The 16,503-nt window shown below is 61.9% G+C and carries 14 protein-coding genes and 1 pseudogene; 11 read left to right on the forward strand and 4 right to left on the reverse strand.

Annotated elements, in window-relative coordinates:
* Window positions 1-315: 315 nt before the first annotated feature.
* Both PSH81_RS22365 and PSH81_RS22370 read left to right on the forward strand, forming a co-directional pair.
* The gene (locus PSH81_RS22365; protein WP_305391500.1) at window positions 316-2,199 is read left to right on the forward strand and encodes an alkaline phosphatase D family protein; all 1,884 of its coding nucleotides are present in this window, start codon (window positions 316-318) and stop codon (window positions 2,197-2,199) included.
* A gap of 93 nt (window positions 2,200-2,292) precedes the next feature.
* Window positions 2,293-2,721, forward strand: a pseudogene (locus PSH81_RS22370) (PAS domain-containing protein); the annotation flags it as partial.
* A 101-nt stretch (window positions 2,722-2,822) separates the two neighbouring features.
* Here PSH81_RS22370 and PSH81_RS22375 read toward each other — a convergent pair.
* Window positions 2,823-3,851, reverse strand: coding sequence for an amino acid ABC transporter substrate-binding protein (locus tag PSH81_RS22375; RefSeq protein ID WP_192300568.1), 1,029 nt, complete (start codon window positions 3,849-3,851; stop codon window positions 2,823-2,825).
* A 143-nt stretch (window positions 3,852-3,994) separates the two neighbouring features.
* Between PSH81_RS22375 and PSH81_RS22380 the strand changes: the two genes are divergently transcribed.
* The 8 genes from PSH81_RS22380 to PSH81_RS22415 all read left to right on the forward strand — a co-directional run bounded on the left by PSH81_RS22380 (window position 3,995) and on the right by PSH81_RS22415 (window position 11,308).
* Window positions 3,995-4,891 (forward strand): LysR substrate-binding domain-containing protein, encoded by an 897-nt coding sequence (locus tag PSH81_RS22380; RefSeq protein WP_226457283.1) that lies wholly within the window; start codon window positions 3,995-3,997, stop codon window positions 4,889-4,891.
* A gap of 148 nt (window positions 4,892-5,039) precedes the next feature.
* Window positions 5,040-6,290, forward strand: coding sequence for an aspartate aminotransferase family protein (locus PSH81_RS22385; protein WP_226457282.1), 1,251 nt, complete (start codon window positions 5,040-5,042; stop codon window positions 6,288-6,290).
* Between the two features lie 123 nt (window positions 6,291-6,413).
* Complete coding sequence (locus PSH81_RS22390) at window positions 6,414-6,827, forward strand: helix-turn-helix transcriptional regulator (RefSeq protein WP_192300571.1); 414 nt, start codon at window positions 6,414-6,416, stop codon at window positions 6,825-6,827.
* A 171-nt stretch (window positions 6,828-6,998) separates the two neighbouring features.
* On the forward strand, window positions 6,999-7,724 hold the full coding sequence (locus tag PSH81_RS22395) for a sensor histidine kinase (RefSeq protein WP_226457281.1): 726 nt from the start codon (window positions 6,999-7,001) through the stop codon (window positions 7,722-7,724).
* The gene (locus PSH81_RS22400) at window positions 7,721-8,365 is read left to right on the forward strand and encodes a response regulator transcription factor (protein ID WP_305391501.1); all 645 of its coding nucleotides are present in this window, start codon (window positions 7,721-7,723) and stop codon (window positions 8,363-8,365) included. Before PSH81_RS22395 ends, PSH81_RS22400 begins: the two co-directional genes overlap by 4 nt.
* A 203-nt stretch (window positions 8,366-8,568) precedes the next feature.
* A complete protein-coding gene (locus PSH81_RS22405) occupies window positions 8,569-9,927 on the forward strand; it encodes a hypothetical protein (protein ID WP_226457279.1) in 1,359 nt (452 codons plus the stop codon).
* A gap of 55 nt (window positions 9,928-9,982) precedes the next feature.
* The gene (locus PSH81_RS22410; protein WP_305391502.1) at window positions 9,983-11,056 is read left to right on the forward strand and encodes a hypothetical protein; all 1,074 of its coding nucleotides are present in this window, start codon (window positions 9,983-9,985) and stop codon (window positions 11,054-11,056) included.
* Window positions 11,057-11,134: 78 nt separating this feature from the next.
* On the forward strand, window positions 11,135-11,308 hold the full coding sequence (locus PSH81_RS22415) for a hypothetical protein (protein WP_225595684.1): 174 nt from the start codon (window positions 11,135-11,137) through the stop codon (window positions 11,306-11,308).
* 42 nt (window positions 11,309-11,350) lie between these two features.
* On the opposite strand, the gene PSH81_RS22420 is transcribed toward PSH81_RS22415, so the two are convergent.
* Window positions 11,351-13,375, reverse strand: coding sequence for a c-type cytochrome (locus PSH81_RS22420; RefSeq protein ID WP_305391503.1), 2,025 nt, complete (start codon window positions 13,373-13,375; stop codon window positions 11,351-11,353).
* A 217-nt stretch (window positions 13,376-13,592) separates the two neighbouring features.
* On the opposite strand from PSH81_RS22420, the gene PSH81_RS22425 reads away from it, so the two are divergent.
* Window positions 13,593-14,297, forward strand: coding sequence for a hypothetical protein (locus PSH81_RS22425; protein ID WP_305391504.1), 705 nt, complete (start codon window positions 13,593-13,595; stop codon window positions 14,295-14,297).
* 69 nt (window positions 14,298-14,366) lie between these two features.
* On the opposite strand, the gene PSH81_RS22430 is transcribed toward PSH81_RS22425, so the two are convergent.
* The gene (locus PSH81_RS22430) at window positions 14,367-15,461 is read right to left on the reverse strand and encodes a pyridoxal phosphate-dependent aminotransferase (RefSeq protein WP_226457276.1); all 1,095 of its coding nucleotides are present in this window, start codon (window positions 15,459-15,461) and stop codon (window positions 14,367-14,369) included.
* A 146-nt stretch (window positions 15,462-15,607) separates the two neighbouring features.
* Complete coding sequence (cyoE, locus tag PSH81_RS22435; RefSeq protein ID WP_003194050.1) at window positions 15,608-16,495, reverse strand: heme o synthase; 888 nt, start codon at window positions 16,493-16,495, stop codon at window positions 15,608-15,610.
* Window positions 16,496-16,503 lie beyond the last annotated feature (8 nt).

Raw genomic sequence — 16,503 nt, forward strand, 5'->3', positions numbered from 1 at the left:
AAACGCCATGGATATTTTTTTCGGTTCTAGCGCAACGTTCATACACAACATTCTGCCGGCCACTTCCACACAGGCAAAAACCACAGCCCCCCGACAACCGCCGCCCACTCCGGACGCCAGCGTTGATTTCAGCGGTAGCAGAAACCGGCAAGACAACCGGAGCTCTGGCAGCATCGACAGCCTGGGCGGCGGAAGAATCATCTGACGCGTTGAGTCAGGGGGCGGTTTAAATACCGTCCTCTGGGTCGCTTCGACAAAATGCTGACATCCACTGCGTTAATCTGAATATCGTCCTTGAACAGAGCCGTCATACCCATGCGTCAACCTGCTGTCCTCGCTGGCCCGCTTCTACGGCGGCTGGAACCCCACCGCCTGGTGTTCTGGCTGGTGGGCAGTCGTGAACTGGCGCTGACCCTCAAACTGCACGTTGCCGGGCAGGCCCGTCTGGTCACCCTGGACCAGGGCCAGTGCCAGGTCGTGCCGGTCGGGCGCCACGCGTTCATCCACCTGATCGACGTGCCGCTGGATGACGCGCTGCCCGAGGATGTAGAGATTGGTTATGACCTGCTGATCGACGGTCACGGCATCGCCGATTGGGCGCCGCACCTGCTCTATGCCAATGCCCACGGCCCGACGTTCGTGTTGCACAGTCGCATCCGGCAACTGGTGCACGGCTCCTGCCGCAAACCCCATCACCGTGCCGACGAAGGCTTGTTGTGTGTCGACCGCCTGCTGGCGGGTGCAGCCACCCCGACAGAACGTCCGGCCTTGCTGATGATGAGCGGCGACCAGATCTACGCAGACGATGTCGCCGGGCCGATGCTGCGGGCGATTCATGCCTTGGTCGAGCGCCTGGGCCTGTTCGACGAATCCCTTGAAGGTGCGGTGGTGGACGACAGCGCCAGCCTCTATGGGCATCGCGCCAGCTATTACCATCGTGCCGACCTGCTGCCCGCGCTGGAGAGCAACGAAACCCTGCGCGAACGCTTTTTTGGTGGGGCGAAGAAACCGATTTTCACCAGCAGCACCGCCGACAATCACTTGGTGACCTTTGCCGAAGTGATCGCGATGTACCTGCTGGTATGGTCGCCCACGCCGTGGACACTGATCGCGCCGCAACCGCCGCAGTTGAGTGCGGACGAACAACGGCGGTACGCCCGGGAACAGGTGCAGATCGAACGGTTCCGCGATGGCCTGCCGGGTGTCGCGCGGGTGTTTGCGCACCTGTCCACACTGATGATCTTTGACGACCATGACATCACCGACGACTGGAACCTCAGCGCCCAATGGGAAGAAACCGCCTACGGCCACCCGTTTTCCAAACGCATCATCGGCAACGCGCTGCTCGCCTATCTGCTCTGTCAGGGATGGGGTAACCAGCCGCAGGTGTTCGGTGATCTGCTGAGCCAGACCCAAACGCTCACCGCCCACGCCCTGGACAATTGTCTCGATGCGACCAAACAGGATGAATTGCTCGAAACCCTGCTGACATTCCAGCACTGGCACTACGTGCTGCCCACCACTCCGGCCCTGGTGGTGCTCGACACCCGCACCCGGCGCTGGCGCAGCGAGTTCACCCTCAAGCAACCCTCCGGCCTGCTGGACTGGGAAGCCTTGAGCGAACTGCAACAGGCACTGCTCGACCACCCCTCGGCCATCATCGTCTCGCCCGCACCGATCTTCGGCGTCAAGCTGATCGAAACCGTGCAAAAGGTCTTCAGCTGGTGCGGTTACCCGCTGCTGGTGGACGCGGAAAACTGGATGGCCCATCGCGGCGCCGCCCAGGTGATCCTCAATATCTTCCGTCACTCCCGCACGCCGGGTAACTACGTGATCCTCTCCGGCGACGTGCATTACTCGTTCGTCTACGAAGTGCTGATCCGCCACCGCAACGCCGGCCCGAAAATCTGGCAGATCACCAGCAGCGGCATCAAGAACGAATTCCCGCCGCGCCTGCTGGAATGGTTCGACCGCCTCAACCGCTGGCTCTACTCACCGCGCTCCCCGCTCAACTGGTTTACCCGTCGACGCACCATGCAAGTGGTGCCGCACATCCCCGAACACGCCGAAGCGGGCGAACGGCTATGGAATTCGGCAGGGATCGGCCAGGTGTTTTTCAACGAACAGGGCCAGCCTGAAGCAATCTACCAGCACAACGCCGATGGGACGCCGCAGACGCGGATGGTGGCGCCGCAGTAATCCCCTAACGCCACGCGACTGCAGCCGCCTATTCAAAGCCCACAACCTGCGATGTACAGTAGCCCCCAGCCAGCCCATGCAGGAAGCGCGCAAATGGACGATAGATCCAGCAACAAGCCGTTAAAGAACGACTTTTCCGACCTCACCACCGACATGCTGCATGCGGTCATGGAACTGGTCAGCGACGGGGTCTGGGATTGGAACGCCAATACCGGTTTCGTGTACCGCAGCCCTGGCTGGTACGAGATGCTCGGCTACCCCCGCCACTCCCTGGAGAACAGCGTGCTCACCTGGGAAACCGTGATCCACCCCGAGGACTTCCCTCGCGTGATGGCGGCGTTTGATGACTACATCAGCCAGCGCACAGCCCTTTACCAAACCGAATACCGCTGCCGCAAAGAAGACGGCAGCTACCTTTGGGTCGAGGATCGTGGCTACGTGATCGCGCGTAACCCTGACGGCTCGGTGGCGCGCATGGTGGGGGCGCACCGTGATATTCATCTGCGCAAATGTTCCAGCGAAACCGGTGAACAGGCGCCGGGGAGCTGAGGTGGGAAAAGCGCTGCGACTGGCTCCCCGCTGGCAGTGGCGGGGGAGCTTGCTCCCTCGCCACAGGTTATTGCCTACCTGACTGGCGGCGCGTATTGAATCCCGCCGTTGTTCCACAACGCATTCAACCCACGCTTGATCTTCAGCACGCTGCCCTGGCCAATGTTGCGCTCAAACACCTCGCCGTAGTTGCCCACCTGCTTGACGATCTGCACCACCCAATCCTTGCGCAGTTTCAGGTCCTTGCCGTACTCACCGTCTACGCCGAGCAAACGCGCCACATCCGGGTTCTTGGTGGTCTTGGCCTGCTCTTCGACGTTCTGCGAGGTGATGCCCATTTCCTCGGCATTGAGCATGGCAAACAGGGTCCACTTGACGATGCTGAACCACTCGTCATCGCCCTTGCGCACCAGCGGGCCCAGGGGTTCCTTGGAGATGATTTCCGGCAGCACCACAAATTCGTCCGGGTGGGCCATCTTGATGCGCTGGGCGTACAGGCCCGACTGGTCGGTGGTCAGCACGTCGCAACGGCCGGCTTCCAGGCCCTTGGCGCTTTCATCGGCGGTGTCGAAGGTGATCGGCGTGTACTTCAGGCCGTGGGTGCGAAAGTAGTCGGAGACATTGAGTTCGGTGGTGGTGCCGGCCTGGATACACACCGTCGCGCCGTCCAGTTGCTTGGCGCTGGTGACGCCCAGCTTGTTGTTCACCAGAAAGCCGATGCCGTCGTAGTAGGTCACGCCGGTGAACACCAGGCCCATGCCCGAATCCCGCGAACTGGTCCAGGTGGTGTTGCGCGAGATCAGGTCGATTTCGCCGGACTGCAACGCAGTGAAACGCTCCTTGGCGGTCAACTGGCTGAACTTCACTTTCGACGCATCACCAAACACCGCCGCCGCGACGGCGTGGCACACGTCCACATCGATGCCGGTCATCTTGCCGTTGCTGTCCGGCACACCAAAGCCTGGCAAGCCGTCGCTGACACCGCACTGGATAAAGCCTTTCTTCTGGATCGCATCAAGGGTCACGCCCGCCTGGGCGGTGCCGGCCAGGCCCAGTACAGCGCCGGCAACAAGTGCGGCCAAGGTGGTTTTGAATGGGGTCATGCAAGGCTCTCCCTGTCGTTTTTTTTATTCGGCGCCGCATATCCCGCGCCGGTTTATAGTGCTGGCGGGCAGTATCAACGGCTTTGCGCCGCTGCCACAAACGACCTTTAGGCAAAGGCTCCTTCCGATTTGGAATGAACTGCATGATTTCAAAACGCTTGACCCCCTCGATGACCGCCCTGCAGTGCTTCGAAGCCGCTGCCCGCCACCTGAGTTTCACCCGCGCCGCCGAAGAGCTGCACCTGACCCAGAGTGCCGTGAGCAAGCAAGTGGCGCAGTTGGAGGAAATGCTCTGCCACAACCTCTTCGAACGGGTGCGCCAGCGCTTGTACCTGTCGCCGGCGGGCTCGCTGTACCTGGCCGAAGTGCGCAAGATCCTCACGCAGGTGGACATTTCCAGCCGCTACATCCTCACCTACGGTGGCGAGACCGAAGTGCTGCGCATCGCCACCCAACCGACCTTCGGTGACCGCTGGCTGGTGCCCAAGCTCAAGGACTTCGCGGCGCGCCACCCCAATATCCACCTCGACGTGCGCAACGAACTGGAACCCTTCGATGTGCTGCAGGCCAAGGCCGACATCGCGTTTTTCTTCGGCCAGGGCTCGTGGCCGGGGGCGACCTGCATCGAGTTGTTTCGTGAAGCGGTGGTACCGGTGTGTGCACCGGGGTTCGTCGCCGAGGGCAGCGACGCCTCGTCGCGCCATACCTTGCTGCAATGCACCTCGCGCCCGGAGGCCTGGCACGAATGGTTCCTGGAACAGGGCCTGCACTCGCAGAACAGCTACCACGGGCCGCGTTTCGACACCTTCTACATGTGCATCCGTGCCGCGCAGTCGGGCTACGGCGTAGCGCTGGTGCCACAGTATCTGGTGGCCGAAGAGCTGGCCAATGGCAGTTTGATGATTGCGTGGCAGTACGCGATGCCCAGCGCTGGCGCGCACTTTATCGCCCACGCCGAACATGCCGGGGAGATTCCCAAGGTAAAGGCCTTTCTCAGCTGGATAGTCGAGGTAGCAAAGCAACGTGCTCCAACTGGATAGGGACGGCTGCACGCCCCGCGGCAGCAAGCGCCCTCGCCACGGCACATCCCGAATTTTAATAATGACCCGGCGACTTTATTTCGTTTGCGACAAGGCCCGGCGCACGGCTTAGATAAAAAGGTGCCCTCCATTGCCGAGTCCCAGATTCATGAGCCGCGAAACCATCAGCCAGTCGATTTCCATCGTTCACCCCATCAGCCTCAGCCACGGCAGGAACGCCGAGGTCTGGGACACCACGGGCAAACGGTATATCGATTTTGTCGGCGGCATCGGCGTACTCAACCTCGGCCATTGCCACCCCGGTGTGGTCGCAGCGATTCGCGAACAGGCGACAAAGTTGACCCACTACGCGTTCAACGCCGCGCCCCACGCGCCCTACATTGAACTGATGACGCGTCTGAGCGCGTTTATCCCAGTGGATTACCCGGTCAGCGGCATGCTCACCAACAGTGGCGCGGAAGCTGCGGAAAACGCCTTGAAGATCGTGCGCGGCGCCACTGGCCGCACGGCGGTGATCGCGTTTGACGGCGCGTTCCACGGCCGTACCCTGGCCACGCTCAACCTCAATGGCAAGGTAGCGCCCTACAAGCAAAAGGTCGGCGTACTACCCGGCCCTGTGTACCACTTGCCTTATCCAAGCCCCGATAACGACGTGTCCTGCGCCGAGGCCTTGAAGGCCATGGACCGCCTGTTCAGCGTGGAAATCGACGTCAACGACGTAGCCTGCTTCATCATCGAGCCGGTGCAGGGCGAAGGCGGTTTCCTGGCCCTGGACAGTGAGTTCGCCCAAGCCTTGCGGCAGTTTTGCGATGAAAAGAACATCCTGCTGATCGCCGATGAAATCCAGTCCGGCTTCGGCCGCACCGGCCAGCGCTTCGCCTTTTCGCGCCTGGGTATTGAGCCGGACCTGATCCTGCTGGGCAAAAGCATCGCCGGTGGCGTACCGCTGGGTGCGGTGGTCGGGCGCAAGGCGCTGCTCGACAACCTGCCCAAAGGCGGATTGGGCGGCACCTATTCCGGCAACCCGATTGCCTGCGCAGCAGCGTTGGCCACGCTGGATGCGATGAGCGATGCGCACTTGAACACATGGGGCGCGCAGCAGGAAGAAGCCATCGTCAGCCGCTACAACGCCTGGCGTGCACAAGGCCTGTCGCCCTACCTCGGCCGCCTGACCGGCGTCGGCGCCATGCGCGGCATCGAGTTGGCCCACGCCGACGGCACGCCAGCGCCCCAGCAACTCACGCAATTGCTCGGTCTGGCGCGGGATTCAGGCTTGCTGCTGATGCCCAGCGGCAAGTCGCGGCACATCATCCGCTTGCTCGCACCGCTGACGATCGAGCCTGCGGTGCTGGAGGAAGGCCTGGATATTTTGCAGCGCTGCCTGGCGCAGTTGGTCTGATTGCGTCACCTCTGAGCGGGTCGCCCCTCCGAACTGCTGTCAAAGTGCTATACCGTTGTTCTCAGCAGAGAACTCCAGGGTCACATTTTGCGCAGTCATCCCCATATGGAACCGGAGCGGGCCTTGAATACGGGTGCCCTGACGGCCCGCGAACAAGCGGTATTGCGATTGATCAGCATGGGCATGGATTGCCAGGCGGTAGCCCTGCACCTGGCCATCAGCCCACTGACCGCGCGTAAACACCGCAGCAATATCCTGGCGAAAACCGGGCTCAAGTCTGCGGTTCAACTCGCCACCTTTGCCGTCGAATGGGAATTCCACCCCGGCCGTCGGCGGCTGGCCCTTGCACCACCGTTGACACGCCGTGAACGGGAAATTGCCGAATACATCGCCGCCGGGCAAACCAGCAAGCAAATTGCAAAAAACCTCGGCATCAGTGACCTCACCGTGCGCAAACACCGGGAAAACCTCTACCGTAAACTCGGCATCCAGCGCATGGCGCAACTGGTCCTCTACTGCCTGCAACACCCGCTCTAGACTGCCATGCCCGCGTAAAACCTACGCCATCGGCAGTATTGCGCTGCACGCGGCTGGACTCCAATGTTGTGATTCATCCCCCTTTGCAAGGAACATCGGGCAAGTGACACAGCAACCTTCAGCACCGCCCTTTTTGTGACGCACTATCCCGATCTATCACGGAGACAAGGAATGTCACGTCAAAAAACCCTGCGTGCCGGGCCACAGACCTTTGCCCCGCACGCCTCGCCAGCAACGCCTGTGCTTGAACTGTCGCCGCTTGAACAAGAGCGCCGACGCATTTCCCACGAACTGCACGACCAACCGCTGCAAACCCTGGCATGGGCGCAACTGCGCCTGGCGGAGTTGAATCGCCACGAGGGCAGCGCCCATATCCGACCGATGATCGAGGACATACGGCGCCTGATTCGTGACGTGAGCCAACAACTGCGCCAAGTGATCGACGGCCTGGTGCGCCCCCCCGCGGGCGGCTTGCGCCTGGATGATGCGCTGCGTACCAGCGTGCGCGAAATGCACCAGCGTTTCACCGGTTCGCCATCGATTCTGCTCAACCTTCAGGGGCCACGCCTGCCGCTTGCGCCACCGCTGATGGCCGCCGTGTTGCGTGCCGTCCAGGAGTTGCTGGCCAACCTGCGCAAACACAGCGAGGCGAGCCAGGCGTTCCTGAGTTCTTCGTGCCTTCAGCGCTGCGTTGAAGTGGTGCTGGCCGATTGTGGCCGTGGCTTTGACCCGACGCTGATAGACCCCTCCCGCGGCTTGGCGAGCATCCGCCAACGCCTGGAAGCGGTCGGTGCCAGGCTAATGATCGACTCGCGCCCTGGCTTTGGCACATGCGCCCGTGTGGTGATCCCAGTGGCCCCAGCACATCACCGGCGTTTCAGGGTACCTGCGCCGTGAGCGGCGCCCCATTGCGGGTGCTGCTGGTTGACGATCACCAACTGTTTCGCCAGGGCCTGGCCGCCTTGCTCGCCGCCGAGGCGGACATGCACGTTGTCGGCCAGGCAGAAAATGGCCTGCAGGCGTTGGCGCAGATTGACCTGCTGCGCCCCGAGTTGGTGGTGCTGGATATGGAGATGCCGCTGCTCAACGGTATCGACACGTTGCTTCGCGCCCGCCAGGCCTACCCCGCGGCACGTTGTCTGTGCGTTTCCGCCCATGGTGAACTGCGCAAGATTGCCCTGGCGCTGGAGTCGGGGGCCTGCGGTTACCTGCTCAAGGACTGCGCCGCCGAAGAACTGCTCAAGGCCTTGCGCAGTGTGGCCGGCGGGCGCATCTACCTGTCACCGGAGGTGGCCACCGAGATGGTCGCCCATCAACACCCCAGCCAACGCACCGGGGTCGCTGGAGCCCCCTTGAGCCCGCGCGAAAAACAGATCCTGCAGTTGCTGGTGGAAGGCTGCACCACGCGGGTGATTGCCGAACGCATGCACATCAGCAGCAAGACCGTGAGCACCCACCGCGAGCACATCATGAGCAAGCTCAACGTCAAAGGCATCGCCCAACTGACCCGTTATGCGCTACGCGAAGGCCTGGTCTGACGGCGAGCATCGGTACTTGTACCGATCCGAAAATCAGCATTGCGGAACACGTAAATCAGCATCCGGCACAGTGCCTCGAACGCCCGCGATGACGAATATGGCCTCCGGCTATCAGTGCCCTTCACCTTTTGCATTGATGGCCTTCGGAGACCGCGGCGGTTGCCCGGTGCTCGGTTTACTCAACCGATTTGGAGCTTAATGTCATGGCTAACGTTGATACGCTGGACCTGTGGGCAAAATGGATGGGGGCTGTACAAAATCAAGCATTGAGCGGTGGGCTGGGCGGCGGTCAGCGCTTCAGCGCAGGTTCCACCACGCTGAACGTCGACCTGGGCAACGTCGACCCGACGATCGTCAATTACTACATCCACGGCCTGGGCGATGTGGTGCCCGCCAACAGCCCGTCGTACTCGCCGGCCGGCGGCCTGCTGACCAGCTACGCGGTGTTTCTGGATTGCATCGACCTGGGCGCGATCCCCAACCCGAACCTGGCCAGCCAGGTGAACCTTGCCACGTCGGCGTTGAACACCGCGCAAACCGCGTTCAACAACGTCACCACCCAGGCGATCCAGCAGTACGTCAACTACAAAGCCATCAACTCTCCACCGTTTGTGCCGTTCTCGACGTGGGTCGTACAAAGCTACCCAAGCTACGTCACCGCCAACAACAACCTGATTGGCGCCGCCAATGCCCTCGATTCGTTGATGGTGCAGGCGTATGGCGCCGGGTATGTGCCGTTGCAGCAAGCACGCAGCAAGGTCGGGATCAACGGTGCGCAGAGCCTCACCGCGCAAAACCCGTTCAACATGGCCGTGACCTCCGGGTCGATCGCAGCGCCGGGTTCACAGCCGGTGGTCGTCGGTGGCACCACTCCACCACCGGCCAGTGCGTTGGTATCGTCCTTTGCTCCGTCCTACACCCTGCAAGGATTTTCCACCGCGTATGCAGCCTGGCAAGCCGCTAGCGTCGCCGGGCAGGTCGGGGCCTCGATCTCGGTCAGCTCCAGCACCGCCAGTTACAGTTTCAGCCAATCCGGCTGGAGTGCTTCGGCGAATGCCAGCCTGTTCGGTGATTTTTTCAACTTCACCGCCAGCGGTTCCGCCAGTGGCCAGAAAACCAGCATCGACACCTCAAGCAGCGACTTCTCGCTGACCGTCGACTTCACTGGTCTGGGCAGCTTTATCATCGCTCCGGGCGCCTGGTGGGATAACGGTTCACTGGTGAACACCTTCCAGAACAAACTCAAACCGGGCTCGCCGGCCTTCTTCGGCGAAAACGGCTCCCTGGCGGCCGTGCCGACGCAACTGGTGGTCGGCTTTGAGCCAACGGTGAAACTGAAAATGAAGGCCAGCGACTACAGCAACGTGAAAAGCAGCTGGCAATCCCAGGCCACCGCGTCCATCGGCATCGGCCCGTTCCGCATCGGGTCGGCGACCACGTCCGCCTATGGCAGCAAACAAGACATCCGTTGGGATGACGCCTCGGCCACCGTGACCATCGGTCCGATCCACAGCAGCCTGCCGATTCTGTTGGGTGTGGTCAGCCAACAACTGGGCCAGTGACAGCCCGGCCGGGGGCCTTCGCGGCTCCCGGCTTCATGGCACAGGAGCATCGCGCGTGGCAGACCCAACGCTTTGGCAGCTATACGACCAAACCTTGGCCAACCTGGCCCAAGTAGCACCCGGCGAAGTGTTTTCGATTACCGCGCTCAACACCTACACCGACCTGGGTAGCCCGATTCCGGCCATATGCAACGCCAGCATCTACCAGCTGGGCAATGGCATTCCCGTGCCCACGGGGACTTATTCGATCCACAGCGGTGTGTTCACCGCTTACTGGATTTACCTCAGCTACTTGCTGGAAGCCGCACAACCGGCATCTCTGGCGAACGTAAACGCCAGCCCGGTCGACTTTGATCGGTATCGGCAACTGGTGAGCACCTCGACGCCGCCCAATCCCTTGCAGGCCCAACAACTGAACAGCACACCGCTGTCCCAGACCCATCAACACCTGATGGCAACGCTGGGGCCGAGCGTCCCCGAGATTTGCGCGGCACTCAATCAATGCTGGCTGGCCATGCAGCCGGAGAAGGTCGCGACCAACATGTGGGTGCAACTGGCGGCGGGCGCTCCTCAGTACCTGTATCCCGGCTATGCCCTGGAAAACTGGAGCGCCACGTTTGCACAGTGGCAAGCACGCGTTGCACCCGTGGCAGTGCTCGATGCCGTCAGCGTCAACGTGCCGGAAAGCGCGCCTGCCTTTATCCAAGTGGATACGGCCAGCCTCGCCGCCCTGGAAGACACCACGACGCTGAGCTTGAGCGTGTCGATGCAGGCCTTCGGCACCTTCAGCCTGAGCCCCGCCGCGTGGCTCGCCCCGAGCTTCTTCGACGCCACCCGTTACCCATTGCCCGCTGGCGCACCGCCCTTTCTGGCGCTCGACGGCCCGCTTGGCCTGCTGCCGCTCAAGGCAGTGCTGGGCTTTCGCCCGTGCCTGAAACTGCGCGCCAGCACCCTGCAATCGGCCCAGCAATTGGCCAGCAATGTGAGCCGCATCGGCCCGTTCTCGGTGCAGGCCGGCGCGGTGACGAGCGCGGGCTCGGACCAGTTCGATATTGAGCTTGATTCCACCGACATCGACATACCGGTGTTGCTCGGGGTGATCAGCATCCCGAGCGCCACGGGTCATTAAGCGTTGTACCGCCATCCACTCAGGGAGAACCCAACCATGGCCAGCTATTGCCAGGAAAAATTCACGAAAGACGGAACCATGACCGAACTGAAAGTCTGCTGGCGCCAGGACAAGCACGTCCATGACGCGACGCTGATCACCACCATCGCCATCTGGCTGGGCACCACCCAGGGCGGCACGTGGACGGTGCGGGCCAACAGTTATGAAAGCAACAAGCAAAGCTGCTCGGTGGGAGCGGTCACCTACCCCTAGGCGCCTGCGCGGGGAGCCCGGCGGCTCCCCGTTTTCAGCCCATCAATAACGTGCATCGGCGGGCTTGCCGCCATTGGGCCAATCCTTGACCTTGTCCGGGAAGTCCGGGCGCGGTTGCCCCGAGAAAAACGCCGCGACATCCACTGCGTCCTGGTCGGACAAACCACCCTGCCCTAGCGGAAATTTCTCGTGAAAGCCTATTGGCATGTTGCGTTTGACGAATGCCGCCGCCGTATAGGTGCGGGCCATGCCGGCGCCGATATTGAACGATTGCTCGCCCCACAGCGGCGGGTAGATCAGTTCGCCGTCGGCGCGCGCCAGGCCCTGGCCGTTGTCACCATGGCACACCGCACATTGCTTGGCGTAGACCGCTTGACCATTGAGCAGGTCCGGCTTGATCGCCGGGTCGACCTTGCCCACGCCGCGCCCGGCGACTTTGTCTGCGGGGCCGGTGTTGTTTTTCATCCAGTCGAAGTAGGCGACCATCGCTTGCATATCTGCCGATTGCGGCGGCAACGGCTTGCCGTTCATCGAGCGACGGAAACAGCCGTTGATGCGTTCTTCCAGGCTCACCACCTTGCCCGCACGCGGCGCGTAGCTGGGGAAGAATGCCGACACGCCGACAAAGGGCGAACCGTCCGCCACGGTACCGGCGTTGAGATGGCAACTGGTGCAATTGAGCGAGTTGCCGACGTTGTCCGGCAACAATGCCTTGGTTTGCAGATGCAGGCGCATGCCGCGCACCACTTGGTCGGCGTTGGGCGCGGCGAGCAGATCGGCCAGGCGCGGGGTTTCAAATGCCGTTGAATCGGTGGTCACCGGGTTGAGCTGGTCACGCAGCGTTTTGACCTGCGCCGCGCTGATGGGCGTGCCCCCATTGCCCCAGCTCGTGCGCACAAAGCTGAGGATCTCGGCGATTTCCTGATCGGCCAGGCGGGCGAAACCGGGCATGGTGTAGACCCGTGGGTGAGCGGCCGTTTGCGCGGTTTCCCAACCCGTCAGGGTGATGTGCAGCAGTGACGTCGGGTTGCTGGAGGCAGTGCCCGGATTGCCCGCCAGCGGCGGGAACAGGCCTTTGACACCGGCGCCGTCGCTGCGATGGCAGTCGCTGCAGAACTGCATGTAACCCAGGCCGCCACGGCTGGTGAACAGATCCGTCGGCGGCGCAGCGGGTGCCTGGGCCACGGACGGCATTGGCAAATCGTCTTTGCCCGGTGGCAGGGACTTGAGGTAGCGGGCGATGGCCGTGAGGTCGTCATCGCTGAAATGCTGGGTGCTGTGGTGGATCACATCGGCCATGTTGCCGGCGACCGTGGCGAAGCGGTTTTGCCCGGTCTTGAGCAATTGCACGGTGTCTTCCACGGTCCACAGGTTGCGCAGGCTCAGGGCGCGCCAATGCTCTACGGTTTCGCCAGCCAGGTAATGCTGGCCACTGCGGCCTTCATCACTCAGGGCTTTTTCCTGGAAGGCGATGCCACGCGGCGTGTGGCAGGAACCGCAATGGCCCAGGCCCTGGACGAGGTAGGCGCCGCGGTTGAGCTGTGCATCCCGCGCCGGGTCCGGCTGGAAGGGCCGCTTGTCGAGAAAGGCGAAATTCCACAGCGCCAGGCCCCAGCGCTGGTTGAACGGGAAACCCATGTCGGCTTCACGGTTGGCTTGCTGCACAGGCGCTACGTCTTGCATCAGGTAGGCGTACAAGGCGCGCATATCGTCTTCGCTCATCTTGGCGTAGGACGGATATGGCATCGCCGGGTACAGGTTCATACCGCTGGGCGTGACACCTTCGCGCATGACCCGGTCGAATTGCTCGTAGGTGTAGTTGCCGATGCCGGTGTCACGGTCGGGCGTGATATTGCTGGAAAAGATCGTGCCCATCGGCGTGCTCAGCTCCAGCCCGCCCGCCATCACTTGGCCTTGCTTGGCAGTGTGGCAAGCGATGCAGTCGCCCAGTTGCGCGACGTACTTGCCATGCTCGATCAGTGGGGTGTCGGGGGCGCTGGCGTGCAGGGGAAGCGCCACGCTCAGCGTCGCCCCCAGCATGGCCAGGCGTGCAAGAGAAAGCGCCATCGTGTTAGTCCTTTAATCACCTGGCGTGGGGAGGTCCCCTTGGCGCAGGTCAGTGGTCGTTTTTATAGGTTCATCAGGCAGGGTTGTTGTAACGGATATGCGGGCAGGGGGTTTTGATATGGGTCAGGGGCAATGTGCTGCCTTGACCTGATCCCCCCACGCCTTGAAAATGCGCGACGCTTTTTTGTCTCCCGTTTACTGAAGTAGTGAAATTTCAATGTCTGATTCCCACCACGAAGAATCCGTAGTCGCCTTGCAATCCAAAGCTGAATACGAAAACGCCATCAATCTTTCACAGCATGTGCCAGCGGCCAAGATCATCAGCGAAATGGTGCTGGACGCGTTTCACACCTCCAAGGAAAGCGATCAGATCCGCGAACTGCGCGTGGCGATCCGCCAGGCCCACGACGCTTTCGACGATGACAAGGCCTACGACCTGATGGGCCATCTCAAGCAACTCAAGGACGCCGAGGCCGCCGACAACATTGCCCTGGAAGACCTGAGCAGCAAGTTCTCCATCAGCCGCATCCTGTCCAGCTTCAAGGACGACCCCGAGTTCCAGGAGTTGGTCTACGGCCTGGCGTTGAAGGTGCTGAACCAGAGCCACCAGGCCATCAGCAACCCAAGCGCCGGCAAGAGCAAGGCCTCGCGCCCGAAGAAAGAAGCCGAAGTGTTTGTGATCAGCAAGGATGGGATCAGCGTCACCCTGCCATTGCGCACACCGCGCTCGAAGCTGAACGTTGACCGCGAGGCGTTTGAATTCCTGGGCTTCAGCTTTGTAGGTGAAGGGGATGAGGCTGAGTTGGAAGTGGAAAGCTTCGTGGACAACACCGGCGCTGAGCAACCGCTGAGCCGCAAGAGTGTGATCACCGCGTTGCAGCAGCAGCGTGCGTTTGACGGTTACAGCATCGTCCAGCAATAACACGTCGCCAGCGACACCGCCGAACTGAATGTGGGAGCAAGCCCGCTCCCACATCTGTTTCATGCGGGGTCAGACAGCCCGCACATCCTGCGCCGCAAACGCCTCACGAAAGCGCTGCATATCCTGCTTGTTCCCCACCGTCACCCGCACCCACTGCGGCCAGTTCTTCCACACCCGCCCGATCAACACACCCTGCTCTGCCAGGCGCTCGATAACCTGCTCGGCCGGCTGCTTCACGTCGATCATGAAGCAGTTGCTCTGGGACACCGTGCAGGTAAACCCACGCCCCTTCAGCCATGCCACGGTCTCGTCGCGCAGTTGTGCGTTGAGCGCCTTGCGCTGGGGCAGTAGCTTGATGTCTTCCAGGCTGGCCTTGGCGCCGAGCAGCGCCGAACCGGCCGGGACATTGTCGCCGCCGAACACCGCCAGTTGTTCCAGCAACTTCGGGTGCCCCACCGCCAGGCCGACGCGGGCACCGGCCATGCCGTAGATTTTCGAGAAGGTGCGCAGCACCAGCAGGTCATCGTGTTCCTTGACCCAACTGATCACGCTGGGAGCGTCGGAAAAGTCGATGTAAGCCTCGTCCACCACCAGCACGCTGCCCTTGGGTTTGTTCGCCAGTGCGTGGCGGATCGCCTCGGTGGGGGTCATGGTGCCGGTGGGGTTGTTGGGGTTGCACAGGTAGAGCATGCCGGCCTGGGGGGCGGCGGCGAGCATGGCGGGCACGTCGTGGGCGTGTTCGGCGTTGAGGTCGACCTCTTTCACCGGCGCCTTGCGCGATTCGGCCGCCTGGCGCGGGACTTCATAGGACGGCGTGGCCATCACCAGCCCGCGGGTTTCACTGGTAAACGCCAGGACCGCAAACCGCAGCGCGGCCATGGAGCCGGAAAACACCGCCACCTGGTCCTCGGCAAGCCCTTGCTGCTGGGCGAACAGCCCGGCCAGTGCGTACATGTGGCCGTAGGGGTACAACCCGGCGCTGGCGATGCCGCGTTGCATCGCCTCACGCGCAGCGCCCGATGGGCCGTAGGGGCTTTCGTTGTAGTTGAGCCGCACCTTGTCAGACTTTGCCGGCTTCGGGGCCGCTACCGCCCAGTCCAGACGCCCTAACAGCGGCAGGGCTGCGCCCACGGCGAGAAGGGACCGACGACTAACGCTGACCATGTGACAACTCCTTGTAAGGCGGGGGATGGATTCGCACAGCTCGTACTTGAGGGTAAGACGAGAAAAGCCTAGTCCGATTTAACCGCCCGCCCAAGAAAAAGCCCCGCGCTTCTCTCGAAGGCGGGGCTCTTTCACTGCGCGACCACTCAGTGAGCGTAGGTCAGCAGAAGCTCTTTCGGCACTTGGAAATCCAGGGACATCATCACGCTGAGCGCGGTGATGGTGAAGATCGAGAACACGAACAGCTTGCGCGCCCAGACGGTGTCATCCACCGCCTTGTAGCCGGTCCAGGCCATGTACAACCAGTACATGCCCATGGCGGCGGCGACGGCAAGGTAGCTCATGCCGGCATAGCCACTGAAGGTCAACATCAAGGTCGCCACGAGGAAGGCCAGGATGTAGAGCAGGATGTGTTTCTTGGCCACCTGGATGCCACGCTTGACCGGCAGAACCGGAATCGACGCAGCCAGGTAGTCATTGAAGCGGAAAATCGCAATGGCGTAGGAGTGCGGCATCTGCCACAGGCTGAACATCACCAGTAGCGTCAGCGCGGCCATGTCGAAGCTATTGGTCACAGCCACATAACCAATCACCGGCGGCATCGCCCCCGACAGACTGCCCACCAGCGTGCCGTGCACCGACTTGCGCTTGAGGTACAGGCTGTAGAGGCCGACGTAGATGACAAAACCGATCACGGCGAACAGCGCCGCCAGCGGGTTGGCCACCTTGTACAACAACGCCACACCGGCAACACCGAGGACGGTCGCATAGATCAGTGCCAGCTTCAGGGAGATGAGGCCCTGGACCAGCACGCGATTCTTGGTGCGCTCCATCTTGATGTCGATGTCACGGTCGATGCAGTTGTTGAACACGCAACCGGAAGCCACCACCAGGGACGTACCGATCATCGCAGCCAGGAAGATGGCCAGATCGACATGTCCCTTGGAGGCCAGGAAGAAACCGCCCGCCACAGAAAGCACGTTACCGAAAATGATCCCCGGTTTGGTGATTTGGATAAAGTGCTTAAGCGACATCGGGTCTT

It is taken from the genome of Pseudomonas sp. FP2335, from assembly GCF_030687535.1.
Lineage (GTDB): Bacteria > Pseudomonadota > Gammaproteobacteria > Pseudomonadales > Pseudomonadaceae > Aquipseudomonas.